The sequence below is a fragment of the Actinomadura darangshiensis genome, assembly GCF_004349235.1.
Taxonomy (GTDB): domain Bacteria; phylum Actinomycetota; class Actinomycetes; order Streptosporangiales; family Streptosporangiaceae; genus Spirillospora; species Spirillospora darangshiensis.
On sequence record NZ_SMKY01000274.1, the window covers coordinates 1 to 11964 of the forward strand.

Genomic DNA, 11964 nt, shown 5'->3' on the forward strand with positions numbered 1-11964 from the left:
ACCCCGACCCCTGGGATTTCCACCACCCCCACGCCTAGCCCGGAAGCCATGGACGATCTGGCGGGCAAACGGACCGGGGAGCGCATCCAGGTGCTCCGCGAGCACAGGGGCCTGACGCGCCCCACTCTCGCCGGGCTCGTCGGCAGGTCCGCGTCCTGGCTCAAGGGCATTGAGAACGGACGCCGCCTTCCACCCCGGCTGCCCATCCTGGTCAGGCTGGCCGAGCCGCTGGGCGTGGGCGACGTCGCGCAACTCGCCGGCACCGACATGGACATCGGCGACGCGGGCTCCAGCCCCCTCGCCTCGTTCTCCCGCATCCCGCACGCCGCGATCCCGGCAGTCCGCGAGGCCGTGCGGGCGCCCCTGCTCACCGTCCCCGAGACCGGGGTAGCCGTGCCGTCCCTCGCGGCCCGCGTCGCGCAGGCATGGTGCCTGTGGCACGGCTCGGCCACCCACCGCACCGATGTCGGGCGGATCCTCCCCGCCCTGGTCCGCGACGCCCGCATCGCCGCGCGAGCGGCCGAGGGCGAGGACCGCCGGACGGCGAACGCGATCCTGTCCGACGTCTACGCGCTCGCCCAGGCGTACCGGTACGCGCTCGACCCCACCCCCGCCCAGGAACGCGCCCTGCTCCGCCACGCCGGTGCGGCGCGAGTCGCCTACAACTGGGGCCTGGCCCGCGTGAAGGCCACCATGGACCAGCGGGCGGCCGAACGCTCCTACGGCATCACCGGCGAGGACCTGACCCCTGTGGTGTCGTGGTCGATGTACTCGCTCCGCAAGGACTGGAACCGCGCCAAACACCAGGTCGCGCCATGGTGGGCCGAATGCTCCAAAGAGGCGTACGCGTCCGGCCTCACCCAGTTGGCGGACGCGCTGAAGAACTGGGCCGACTCCCGCACCGGCAAACGCACTGGACGGCAGATGGGGTTCCCCCGGTTCAAGTCGCGGCGCCGCACGGTGCCCTCGGTCCGGTTCACCACCGGAACCATCCGCGTCGAGGACGACCGCAGGCACCTCACCCTGCCGCGCCTGGGGGCGATCAAGACGCACGAGTCGACGCGGAAGCTGCACCGCCGTATCGCGGCCGGGACCGCGCGGATCCTGTCGGCGACCGTCCGCCGTGAGGCGGGCCGGTGGTTGGTGTCGTTCACCTGCGACGTCGAACGCGCCGACCGGACCCAGGCGCGACCGGACGCGGCGATCGGCGTCGACCTCGGGGTCAAGCACCTGGCGGTGTTCTCCGACGGCCGCCCACCCGCCGACAACCCGCGCCACCTCGCGACCGCGCTCGGTAAGCTGCGCCGCGCATCCCGCGCTCTGTCCCGCAAGCAGGGCCCGGACCGACGCACGGGGAAGGCGCCGTCGAACCGGTGGCTGCACGCGAACGCCGCCCACAACCGGATCGACCACCACGTGGCCGCGCAGCGCCGGGACGCGATCCACAAGCTCACGACCGGCCTGGCCCGCGAGTACGGCACGGTCGTCGTGGAGGATCTGAACGTTGCGGGCATGGTCCGGAACCGGCGCCTGGCGCGTGCGCTCTCCGATGCCGGGTTCGGGGAGATCCGGCGCCAACTCGGCTACAAGACCGGATGGAACGGCGGCCAACTGGTTGTGGCCGACCGATGGTTTCCGTCAAGCAAGAGGTGTTCCGGATGCGGCGCGGTGAAACCCAAACTGCCCCTCCGGATCCGCACCTACCTGTGCGAGCACTGCGGCCTTGAACTCGACCGCGACGAGAACGCCGCCCTCAACCTCGCCCGCCCGGGCAAGACGGGGACCTTCGCCCGGCAACGGGCGAATCACCGAGGAACACTAAACCTCCGTGAACGGGTTGTCGGTATGATCACGCGCGCCTTTGGAGAGGGTGATCATGACGGCGACGGAGGAGCGGGAGGAGACTCCCGCGTGCTATCGGCATCCCAAGCGTGAGACGTATGTGCGCTGCACGCGGTGCGATCGGTACATCTGCCCGGACTGCATGCGGGCGGCGTCGGTGGGGCACCAGTGCACCGAGTGCGTCCGCGAGGGCAACAAGACGGTGCGGCAGGCTCGTACGGTCTTCGGCGGCAAGGTCTCGGTCACGCCGTGGGTGACGTATGTCCTGATCGCCATCAATGTGCTGGTCTACCTGGGGGAGCTGGCCAAGCCCGATCTGGCTGACAGGCTCGGATCGCTGGGCATCGGGCTCATCGGTCCGGACGGCGGCATCTTCGTGGCGGACGGCAACGACTACGGCGGGTTCGAGAACGCCGGTGTCGCGTACGGCGAGTGGTACCGGCTGGTCACGTCGGCGTTCGTACATCTGCTGCCCACGGAGGGCGGCTTCGGGATCGCCCACATCATCTTCAACATGTGGTGGCTGTGGCGGCTCGGACGGCCGACCGAGGAGATGCTGGGACGGGGACGCTTCCTCGCCCTCTACCTCTTGGCGGCCCTCGGCGGTTCGGTGCTCGGCTACCTGGTCGACCCGGGGATGAACGCGGTGGGCGCGTCGGGGGCGATCTTCGGGCTGACGGCGGCCTACTGGATCTTCATGCGCAGGCTCGGTCAGAACATGTACGAGGCCAACCGGCTGGTCCTGTTCTCGCTGATCTGGCTGGTCATCGCGGCCGGGTTCACCTCATGGCAGGGCCACCTGGGCGGCCTCCTGGCGGGCGGCGCGATCGCACTGGCCTTCGCCTACGCCCCACGGAAGCGGCGCGTACTCGTCCAGGCAGGCGCCGCCGCGGCCATGCTGGTGCTTCTGGCCGTACTGGTGATCGTCAAGACCTCAGAACTCGGCGGCACCCTCCTCTGACCCCGCCGACCGGCACGGACGCTCATATGGCGTACGGATCGGTCAGGGTCATGGGGGTGTTCGCGATCTCCAATGCTTCCTCGGGGAAGCGGGGACCGGCCGTGTAGTAGCGGGCCCGGGTGCGTCCGACCGAGGCCAGGACTTCGGCCGCGACGAGGTCGCGGAGGTCGCGTTGGGCCTGCTGGAGGCTGAGGCTTTCGGCGTGCTCGTAGCGCAGGCGGCGGACACGTCCGGCCATGGCGACGTCGTGCAACGCGGTGATGCTGCGCTCGTCGCGGCCGGTCCGTTCCGCGAAACGGGACAAGGCCCGCCAGACCTTCCCGGCTCGGTCTATTCGGCCCCGCACCGTCTGGGCCTGCTGGTGATAGGCGGTGAGGTTGAACCGGATCCAGTCGGAGACGTCCTGGTCGGGGACATAGTGGGCGCCACGCCGGGTGAGTTCGCGGTAGTACTCCCAGGTGTTGCCGGGACGTCCGAGCCAAGCCTCGACAGCGGAGAACTCGGGGGCCAGGACGCCTTCTCGGGCGATCATCAGTGTCTGGAGCGAGCGCGACATCCTGCCGTTGCCGTCTGCCCACGGGTGGATGGAGACCAGATGAAGATGGGCCATGGCGGCGCGGATCAGGGGGTGGGCGCCGTTGTCGGTGTTGAGCCAGTCCGCCAGTTCCTCCATGAGCCCTGGGACCGTGTCGGCGTCCGGGCCGGTGTACGCGGCGATGCTGGGGTCGCGGGCGTCGGCGACGTAGACAGGGCCGCGGCGCCACTGGCCGGCGGGTTTGCGAGGGGTATGGCGGTGACCTTGGAGCATCCAGTGCAGTGCGTTGAGGAGCCCCTTGCTGTAACGGAAGTCCTCGACATCGTGCAATGTCTGGATGTAGGTCATCATCCGCTGGTAGGCGAGGGTCTCTTCGCGATTCTCCTCGGAGACCTCGACATCTCGCTCGCCTTCCATCAGATCCTCCACGTCGACGGTGGCGACCTTGAATCCCTCGATGGAGTTGGAGGCCGCGACGGCGTCGGCGGTGAGGTGCTTCCGCAACCCCTCCGTCCGCTTCGCGGGCGTGCCTCGCACCTGGTGGCGGAGAGCCTCTCGCATCCTCTCGATCTCACTGAGGACGCTCTCGTCCGCCGAGGTGAGCGCCGGGGTCGGATAAAGCATGGACGGCATGATAGTCTGACGTAATCACCACGTCAACATGGACGATCCTGGCCGCGACCTGACCAGCCTCACAGAAGAGTGCGCTGGCCGGTGGATGACGGCCAGCGCACTCTGTCGGACGGTCAGATGTCGTAGTACAGCTCGAACTCGTGGGGGTGGGGGCGGAGGCGGATCGGGTCGATCTCGAACTCGTTCTTCATCGTGATCCAGGTCTCGATGAGGTCCGGGGTGAAGACGCCGCCTTCGAGGAGGTAGTCGTGGTCGGACTCCAGGGCCGCGAGCACCTCGGGCAGGGAGCCGGGGACCTGCGGGATCGCGCGGGCCTCCTCGGGCGGGAGCTCGTAGAGGTCCTTGTCGACCGGCTCCGCGGGCTCGATCTTGTTCTTGATGCCGTCCAGGCCGGCCATGAGCATGGCGGAGAACGCCAGGTAGGGGTTGCAGGACGGGTCCGGGACGCGGAACTCGACGCGCTTGGCCTTCGGGTTCGAGCCGGTGATCGGGATGCGGATGCACGCCGACCGGTTGCGCTGGGAGTAGACCAGGTTGACCGGGGCCTCGAAGCCGGGGACGAGGCGGTGGTAGCTGTTCACCGTCGGGTTCGTGAAGGCCAGCAGGGACGGCGCGTGCCGCAGCAGGCCGCCGATGTAGTAGCGGGCGTTGTCGGACAGGCCCGCGTAGCCGACCTCGTCGTAGAAGAGCGGCGCGCCGTCCTTCCACAGGGACTGGTGGCAGTGCATGCCGGAGCCGTTGTCACCGAAGATCGGCTTCGGCATGAACGTGACGGTCTTGCCGGCGGCGCGCGCGACGTTCTTGACGATGTACTTGTAGAGCTGGAGCTGGTCGGCCGTCTTCAGCAGCGTGTCGAAGCGGAAGTCGATCTCGGCCTGGCCGGCGGTGCCGACCTCGTGGTGCTGCATCTCGACGTGGATGCCGACGTCGAGGAGCTGCGCGACCATCTCCGAGCGCAGGTCGGTGTAGTGGTCCATCGGCGGGACGGGGAAGTAGCCGCCCTTGTACGGGGGCTTGGCGCCGAGGTTGCCGCCGGGCTCCTCGCGGCCGGTGTTCCAGGCGCCCTCGACCGAGTCGAGGTAGTAGTAGCCGGCGTTCTGCTTCGTCTCGAAGCGGACGTCGTCGAAGATGTAGAACTCGGCCTCGGGGCCGAAGTAGCAGGTGTCGGCGATGCCGGTGCCGCGCAGGTAGTCCTGCGCCTTCTTCGCCACGTTGCGCGGGTCGCGGCTGTAGGGCTCGCCCGTCAGCGGGTCGTGCACGAAGAAGTTCAGGTTCAGGGTCTTGTGCTGCCGGAACGGGTCGACGACGGCGGTCGAGGCGTCGGGCAGCAGGAGCATGTCCGACTCGTGGATCTCCTGGAACCCGCGGACGGACGAGCCGTCGAACATCAGCCCCTCGGTGAAGACGCTCTCGCCGAAGCTCTCGACGGGGAACGTGAAGTGCTGCATCTTGCCCGGCAGGTCCACGAACCGGCAGTCGACGAAACGCACACCTTCGTTCCTGATGTAGCTCAGGACCTCATCGGCGCTGCTGAACATCCAGCCTCCTCATAGGGGCGGTTCTTGGCTTCTAGAAAGCTAGGCGTGCGCCGTTTCCCGGCCGTGTCTCGTATGTTTCCGCTGTGTTACGCGTCACTCCGGGCCTGCCCGGGGGAGCCGCGTCGGAACCTCGCGGGGGACGGGATAGCGTAGAAGCCATGAGCGGTAAGGAGCCGGCGGCCGGGCCGCGGTGGACGCAGACATGGCTCGGCGGGGCGCGCTCGGCCGGCGTCGACCTGGGTGAGCCCGGCACGCGGATCGGGTTGCCGGAGACCGGCAGCGGCTCCGTCGCGCCCTACGGCCGGCGGCTCATCGCGCTGTTCGTCGACTGGGGCCTGTCGATGCTGGTGGCGAGCCTGCTGGCGCGGTCGTTCGGCTGGGAGCCGGCGGAGCGCAGCCTGGTGACCCTCGCCGTCTTCGGGCTGCAGGCGTGGGTGCTCACCGCGTTCCTCGGCACGACGATCGGCAAGCGGCTGTGCGGCATCAGGGTCGCCCGGCTGGACGGCCGTCCCGTCGGCCTCGGCTGGGGCCTCGCCCGGACCCTGCTGCTCCTGCTGTTCATCCCCGCGCTGATCTGGGACCGCGACTACCGGGGCATGCACGACCGGGCGAGCAACACCGTCGTCGTCAGCATCTAGCCGGAAACGAGAAAGCGCCCCCGAGGGGGCGCCTTTCCTCATCGGGCGTCAGCGCATCTTGGGCTTCGGGCCCTTCGGCATCTTTGCGCCGCGGGGCATCGGGCCCTTCGGCATCTGCATCGAGCGGGGGAGGGCCTGCAGGCGGTCGTTCAGCTCCGCGACCTGCGCCTTGTTCAGGTTGCGGGGCAGCTTCATCAGGTGCCGCTGCAGCTTGTCGACCGGGATCTGGCCCTCGTCGTCCCCGACCTGCACGTCATAGATCGGCACCTGCTGGGCGGCCCGGGAGATGCGCTTCTTCTCCGCGCCGAGCAGCTGGCCGACCCGGTTGCGCGGGCCCTCCGAGACGAGCACCACGCCGGCGCGTCCCACCGCGCGGTGCACCATGTCGAGGTTCCGGTTGCCGCTGACCGCCTCGGTGACCGACCAGTTGCCGCGCATGTTCTTCAGGATCGCCGCGGCCGCGCCCGGCTGCCCGGCGATCACCTTGTACTGCGCGCGCTGCGCCAGCTGGCCGAAGACGATCATGCCGACGGCGAGCCCGGCGAGGACGCCCAGCGGGATGAAGAACCACAGCTGGCCGAGGAACAGCCCGATGAGGATGACGACGACCAGCGTCCCGATCGCGGAGGCGAACACGATCGGCAGGGCCTTCGGGTCGGCCTGGCGGAGCACCTGGGCGACCATGCGGATCTGTTTGAGGCGCCCTGGACTCTCCTGGGCCCCGTCCGTGGGCTTTTTCGACATAGATCCAAGGATAGTCGGGTCGGGGCGGTAGCGGGGTCACGCCTCCCGTGCGGAGATCGCCTGCTTGTACAGACGCCCGGCGCGGTAGCTGGAACGCACCAGCGGGCCGGACATGACGCCGGCGAAGCCGATCTCCTCGGCCTCGGCCGACAGCTCCACGAACTCCTCCGGCTTCACCCACCGCTCCACCGGGTGGTGGCGGGGGCTCGGCCGCAGGTACTGGGTGATCGTGATCAGCTCGCAGCCGGCCGCGTGCAGGTCGCGCAGCGCCTGGGAGACCTCCTCGCGGGTCTCGCCCATGCCGAGGATCAGGTTCGACTTGGTGACCAGGCCGTCCTCACGGGCGCGGGTGATCACGTCGAGGGAGCGCTCGTACCGGAACCCCGGCCGGATCCGCTTGAAGATCCGCGGGACGGTCTCCACGTTGTGCGCCAGCACCTCGGGCCGGGACGAGAAGACCTCGGCGAGCTGCTCCGGGACGGCGTTGAAGTCCGGGATCAGCAGCTCGACGCCGCAGCCGGGGATCGCCGCGTGGATCCGCCGGACGGTCTCGGCGTACAGCCAGGCGCCGCCGTCCTCGAGGTCGTCACGCGCTACACCGGTGATGGTCGCGTACTTCAGGCCCATCGTGGCGACGGACTCGGCGACGCGGCGCGGCTCGTCCCGGTCGAGGGCGGCCGGCTTGCCGGTGTCGATCTGGCAGAAGTCGCAGCGCCGGGTGCACTGGTCGCCGCCGATGAGGAACGTGGCCTCGCGGTCCTCCCAGCATTCGTAGATGTTGGGGCAGCCGGCCTCCTGGCACACCGTGTGCAGGCCCTCGGATTTCACCAGGCCAGTGAGCTCCCGGTACTGCGGGCCCATCTTCAGCCGCGTCTTGATCCACTCGGGCTTGCGCTCGATGGGGGTCTCGCTGTTGCGCGCCTCGACGCGCAGCAGCTTGCGCCCCTCTGGTGTCACCGTCGTCACGCGTTCCAGGGTACGTCGCGATCTACGGTGCCGGTGCACCGGCGGCGGGCCCCTGCGCCCGGCGGCCGGGACCTGGCCTCAAAGCCGTATCGGAGCGATCTCGAACGAATGACGGTACTCCGATCGTGTAGCCGATTCGCGTGTTTCGGCCATGCCCGACAACGGATCTCTCTAGGGTGACTCCCTGTCGCCATGCAACAGCATCAGCAGGAGGACCGCAGTGGGTCTGGCAATGTCGTACCTTCGGGTGCCGCCGGTGCTGGAGGGAGAGCCCGATCCAGGCCGGATCGCCCGCCACATCTTCGGTGACGCGAACTGGCGCCGGCGCGGCGCGGCGGAGCTGTTCGAGCTCGGCTGGTCCTGGCAGGCGATGCACTACCTCGTCACCGGCGATCCGTGGGACGGGCGGCAGCCCGAGGCCGACGTCGTGTGCGGCGGCCGCCTCCTCACCGAGGACGGCGCCGACGAGCTGGGCATGGACGTCATCTACCTGGCCCCCGACCGGGTGAAGCCGACCGCCGACCACCTGGCCGCGACGCCGTTCGCGCAGGTCGCCGGGCGCTACGACCCGGCGGCGATGGACAAGGCCGGCGTCCAGGACGCGAAGCGGCTGGACGGCGCCGCCCGCGACAAGGTCCTCAAGGCCGCCTACCAGGGGCTGACGGAGTTCTTCCGGATCGCCGCCACCGAGGGCCAGGCCGTCTACAAGGTGATGGCCTGAACCCCTAGCTGCGCCGTGGTGCGGTGGAGGGTCTCCGCCGCGCCCAGCGCCGCCGCGAGGTGCCGTTCGACGAGCGGGACGACCTCGGCGACCGTGACGTCCCGGCCGAGCTCCCGGCTGAGGCTGGTCGACCCGACGTCCCGGATCCCGCAGGGGACGATCTTGTCGAACCAGCCCATGTCGGTGTCGCAGTTCAGCATGAAGCCGTGCATCGCCACGCCGCGCGCCACCCGGATCCCGATCGAGCCGATCTTGCGGTTGGGCGTGCCGGCCACCCACAGCCCGCTGTGCCCCTCCACGGTGACGGTCGGCAGGCCGAGCTCGGCGCAGACGTCCATCATCATCCGCTCCAGCAGCCGCACGTAGCCGACGACGTCCACCGGGTCGGGCAGCCGGATGATCGGGTAGCCGGTGAGCTGCCCCGGGCCGTGCCAGGTGATCTTGCCGCCGCGGTCGACGTCCACGACCGGGGCGCCGGGGTCGCCGAACGGGCGGTCGAGCGCCTCGGTCCGCTTGCCGGCCGTGTAGACCGGCTCGTGCTCCAGCAGCAGGACGGTGTCGGGGATCGCGTCGTCCACCCGCAGCGCGTGGGTGCGCTTCTGAAGCTCCCACCCGTCCGGGTAGGGGACGGCCGCCGTGCCGAACCCCGCGTGCACCACCACAAGCTCGCGTACGTCCACATCGCTCACGCGAGCCAGCTTATGCCGTGGGCGCCCCGGTTCGCGCGTCAGAGGGCGGCGAGCAGGCGGGGCTCCAGCCGGGTCTCCTTCGCCGTTCCCGGGGCGTCCGGCTCGATGCGGTAGGCGCCCGCGTCCCGCCGGTAGGAGACGGCCTGGACGAACTCGGTGCCGACGTAGTGCAGCGCCACGGACTCGTCCGCCGCGTAGCCGCCCGGCAGCGTCCCCTCGCCGACGAGCTGCTGCAGCAGCGGGCGCCGCTGCGGGTCGCTGTCGTAGTGGACGCCGCACGAGTACGGCAGGAAGCCGAGCCCGTCGGTGAGCGGGCGGAGCTGCGGCCCGAAGGAGTCGGTGTTGCCGCCGACGTGCCAGCACAGTGCGCCCGCGCTCTGCCCGGCGAGCACGACGCCCTCCTGCCATGCCTCCCGCAGGATCTCGTCGAGGCCGTGCAGCCGCCACAGGGCGAGGAGGTTCGCGACGCTCCCGCCGCCCACGTAGACGAGGTCCTGGGTGAGCAGGTGCGCCCGCATGTCGGCGACGTTCGGCATCGGGAACAGCGCCAGGTGGCTGACCTCGGCGTCCATGGAGGAGAACGCGGCGTAGGAGCGGAGGACGGGCTGGAGGCCGTCGCCCATGGCCGTCGCGATGAGGCAGACGCGCGGCCGGTCCTGCCCGGTCAGGTCGAACGCGTAGCGCAGCAGCGGGCTCGGCGCGAGCCCGTCCCGGTCGTCAGGGACGAACGTGCCCCCGCCGATCGCGAGGATGTGCGGCTGTCCGTCGGTGCTCATTCATCCCCCTCATAGGTCAAGCTGTCCGATTGTCACCGTATGACTACTGAACGGGAGCGGGTGGGACTTTGACGATTCTTGGGGCTCACAGGACGGCGGCGAGGGCCGACTCGACGTCCTCGTGCGCGAACCGGAACCCGGCGTCGGCCAGCCGGTGCGGCAGGACGCGCTGGCTGACCAGCGGGCCCTCGTCGGCGAAGCCGCGCAGCGCCGCCCGCAGCGCGAACGCCGGGACGGCCAGCCGCGCCGGCCGGTGCAGGACGCGGCCGAGGGCCTTGGTGTAGGCGTCGTTGGTCACCGGGTTCGGCGCGGTCAGGTTGACCGGCCCGGCGGTCTCGTGGTCGAGGAGGAACCGCAGCGCCGCGACCTGGTCGTGCAAAGAGATCCAGCTCGTCCACTGCGCGCCGTCGCCGAGGCGGCCGCCGAGGCCGAGCCTGAACAGCGGCAGGGTGCGCCCGAGGATGCCGCCCTCGCGGGAGAGGACGACACCGGTCCGCGGGTGGACGACCCGGACCCCGGCCTCGCCCGCGGGCCTGGCGGCGGCCTCCCAGTCGCGGACGAGCGCGGCCAGGAACCCCTGCCCGGCGGGGGACTTCTCGTCGACCTCCCGGCCGCCGGTGTCGCCGTAGTAGCCGATCGCCGACCCGCATACCAGCACGCGGGGCCGCGGGTCCGCCGCGGCGATCGCCTCGCACAGCGTCCGGGTGCCGGCCACCCGGCTGTCGTAGACCTTCCGCTTGTACGCCTTCGTCCACGGCCGGTCGCCGACCCCGGCGCCCGCCAGGTGCACGACGGCGTCCGCGCCCTCCAGCGCGCCCTTGTCGACGCACCCGTCGGCGGGCGACCACTGCGCCTCGTCGGGTCTGGACGGTGCCTGCCGCACCAGCCGGACGACCTCGTGGCCGTCCTCCCGCAGCGACTGCACCAGCGCCGAGCCGATGAGGCCCGACGAACCCGTGACGGTGACCCTCATGCCACCCAGCCTAGGACGATCAAGCCGCCGATTGGTGAGATTCTCAGCCCGTCCCGCGTTTCCCCGGACGCCCGGGACCCCGCCGGCCTGCGGCGCGGCGGGGTCCCGAGTGGGGCGGAAGGGGTCAGAGGCCGAGTTCGGCCTCGAAGTTGCCCTCCTCCAGGCGGTGCTTGAGCGTGGCGAGGAAGCGGGCCGCGTCCGCGCCGTCGATCAGGCGGTGGTCGTAGGTCAGCGCCAGGTAGACCATCGACCGGACCGCGATGACCTCGCCCAGCTCCGGGTCGTCGATGACGGCCGGGCGCTTCACGACGGCGCCCGTGCCGAGCATGCCGACCTGCGGCTGGTTGAGGATCGGGGTGTCGAACAGCGCGCCGCGGCTGCCGGTGTTGGTCAGCGTGAACGTGCCGCCCGCCAGCTCGTCCGGGCTCACCTTGTTGATGCGGGTGCGCTCGGCGATGTCGGCGATCCGCTGCGCGAGGCCGCCCAGGTTCAGCTGGCCCGCGTTGTGCACGACCGGGACCATCAGGCCGCGCTCGGGCACGTCCACGGCGATGCTGAGGTTCTCGACCTCGTGGTAGGTGACCTCGTTGGTCTCGCCGTTGATGACCGCGTTCAGCTTCGGGTGCGCCTTGAGCGCCTCGACCGTCGCCAGCGCGAAGAAGGGCATGAACGACAGCTTGACGCCCTCGCGGGCCTGGAAGTCGGCCTTGGCCTGCTCCCGCAGCCGCGCGATCTTGGTGATGTCCACCTCCACCACGGTGGTGAGCTGCGCGGACACCTGCAGCGACTCGACCATGCGGCGGGCGATCGTCTGCCGCATCCGGGACATCTTCTCGGTCCGGCCGCGCAGCGCCAGCTGCTCGGCCGGGGCGGCGGCGGGCGCCGGGGCGGCGTGCCGGCCCGCGGGGGCCTGCGCGGGAGCCGGAGCCGCGGCGGGCGGGGCCGCGG

General features: G+C 70.5%; 12 protein-coding genes. 4 read left to right on the forward strand and 8 right to left on the reverse strand.

Annotated features, from left to right (window positions below):
- The first annotated feature begins 48 nt into the window (after positions 1 to 48).
- Together tnpB and E1293_RS37265 are read left to right on the forward strand one after the other, a co-directional pair.
- Complete coding sequence (gene tnpB / locus E1293_RS37260) at positions 49 to 1935, forward strand: IS607 family element RNA-guided endonuclease TnpB (RefSeq protein ID WP_132203218.1); 1887 nt, start codon at positions 49 to 51, stop codon at positions 1933 to 1935.
- Positions 1877 to 2803: a rhomboid family intramembrane serine protease gene (locus E1293_RS37265; protein ID WP_132203220.1), complete on the forward strand. Its 927-nt coding sequence runs from the start codon at positions 1877 to 1879 to the stop codon at positions 2801 to 2803. Before tnpB ends, E1293_RS37265 begins: the two co-directional genes overlap by 59 nt.
- Positions 2804 to 2825: 22 nt before the next feature.
- On the opposite strand, the gene E1293_RS37270 is transcribed toward E1293_RS37265, so the two are convergent.
- A complete protein-coding gene (locus E1293_RS37270) occupies positions 2826 to 3962 on the reverse strand; it encodes a Fic family protein (protein ID WP_132203222.1) in 1137 nt (378 codons plus the stop codon).
- A gap of 122 nt (positions 3963 to 4084) precedes the next feature.
- The gene (gene glnA / locus E1293_RS37275) at positions 4085 to 5509 is read right to left on the reverse strand and encodes a type I glutamate--ammonia ligase (RefSeq protein ID WP_132203224.1); all 1425 of its coding nucleotides are present in this window, start codon (positions 5507 to 5509) and stop codon (positions 4085 to 4087) included.
- Between the two features lie 158 nt (positions 5510 to 5667).
- Between glnA and E1293_RS37280 the strand changes: the two genes are divergently transcribed.
- Complete coding sequence (locus E1293_RS37280) at positions 5668 to 6147, forward strand: RDD family protein (RefSeq protein WP_132203226.1); 480 nt, start codon at positions 5668 to 5670, stop codon at positions 6145 to 6147.
- Between the two features lie 48 nt (positions 6148 to 6195).
- Here the strand turns inward: E1293_RS37280 and E1293_RS37285 are convergent, their stop codons facing one another.
- Together E1293_RS37285 and lipA are read right to left on the reverse strand one after the other, a co-directional pair.
- On the reverse strand, positions 6196 to 6891 hold the full coding sequence (locus E1293_RS37285; RefSeq protein WP_132203228.1) for a DUF4191 domain-containing protein: 696 nt from the start codon (positions 6889 to 6891) through the stop codon (positions 6196 to 6198).
- Positions 6892 to 6927: 36 nt separating this feature from the next.
- The gene (gene lipA, locus E1293_RS37290) at positions 6928 to 7857 is read right to left on the reverse strand and encodes a lipoyl synthase (protein WP_132203230.1); all 930 of its coding nucleotides are present in this window, start codon (positions 7855 to 7857) and stop codon (positions 6928 to 6930) included.
- Between the two features lie 256 nt (positions 7858 to 8113).
- Here lipA and E1293_RS37295 point away from each other — a divergent pair, with 256 nt between their 5' ends.
- Entirely contained in the window at positions 8114 to 8578 is a 465-nt protein-coding gene (locus E1293_RS37295) for a DUF1877 family protein (RefSeq protein WP_243717116.1), read from the forward strand.
- On the opposite strand, the gene lipB is transcribed toward E1293_RS37295, so the two are convergent.
- The 4 genes from lipB to sucB all read right to left on the reverse strand — a co-directional run.
- The gene (gene lipB / locus E1293_RS37300) at positions 8560 to 9267 is read right to left on the reverse strand and encodes a lipoyl(octanoyl) transferase LipB (RefSeq protein WP_243717118.1); all 708 of its coding nucleotides are present in this window, start codon (positions 9265 to 9267) and stop codon (positions 8560 to 8562) included. The two genes, E1293_RS37295 and lipB, sit on opposite strands and share 19 nt — an antisense overlap.
- A 38-nt stretch (positions 9268 to 9305) precedes the next feature.
- Positions 9306 to 10043, reverse strand: a complete 738-nt coding sequence (locus E1293_RS37305; RefSeq protein WP_132203234.1) for a Type 1 glutamine amidotransferase-like domain-containing protein — start codon at positions 10041 to 10043, stop codon at positions 9306 to 9308.
- A gap of 85 nt (positions 10044 to 10128) precedes the next feature.
- Complete coding sequence (locus tag E1293_RS37310; protein ID WP_132203236.1) at positions 10129 to 11016, reverse strand: TIGR01777 family oxidoreductase; 888 nt, start codon at positions 11014 to 11016, stop codon at positions 10129 to 10131.
- A gap of 124 nt (positions 11017 to 11140) precedes the next feature.
- The coding region (sucB, locus tag E1293_RS37315; RefSeq protein WP_132203238.1) for a 2-oxoglutarate dehydrogenase, E2 component, dihydrolipoamide succinyltransferase at positions 11141 to 11964 on the reverse strand (824 nt) is incomplete at its 5' end.

What these genes read in the sequence shown, in the direction of transcription:
- tnpB (WP_132203218.1), top strand. Translation starts at nt 49, where the DNA reads ATGGACGATCTGGCGGGCAAACGGACCGGGGAGCGCATCCAGGTGCTC.
- E1293_RS37265 (WP_132203220.1), top strand. Translation starts at nt 1,877, where the DNA reads ATGACGGCGACGGAGGAGCGGGAGGAGACTCCCGCGTGCTATCGGCAT.
- E1293_RS37270 (WP_132203222.1), bottom strand. Translation starts at nt 3,962, where the DNA reads ATGCTTTATCCGACCCCGGCGCTCACCTCGGCGGACGAGAGCGTCCTC.
- glnA (WP_132203224.1), bottom strand. Translation starts at nt 5,509, where the DNA reads ATGTTCAGCAGCGCCGATGAGGTCCTGAGCTACATCAGGAACGAAGGT.
- E1293_RS37280 (WP_132203226.1), top strand. Translation starts at nt 5,668, where the DNA reads ATGAGCGGTAAGGAGCCGGCGGCCGGGCCGCGGTGGACGCAGACATGG.
- E1293_RS37285 (WP_132203228.1), bottom strand. Translation starts at nt 6,891, where the DNA reads ATGTCGAAAAAGCCCACGGACGGGGCCCAGGAGAGTCCAGGGCGCCTC.
- E1293_RS37305 (WP_132203234.1), bottom strand. Translation starts at nt 10,043, where the DNA reads ATGAGCACCGACGGACAGCCGCACATCCTCGCGATCGGCGGGGGCACG.
- E1293_RS37310 (WP_132203236.1), bottom strand. Translation starts at nt 11,016, where the DNA reads ATGAGGGTCACCGTCACGGGTTCGTCGGGCCTCATCGGCTCGGCGCTG.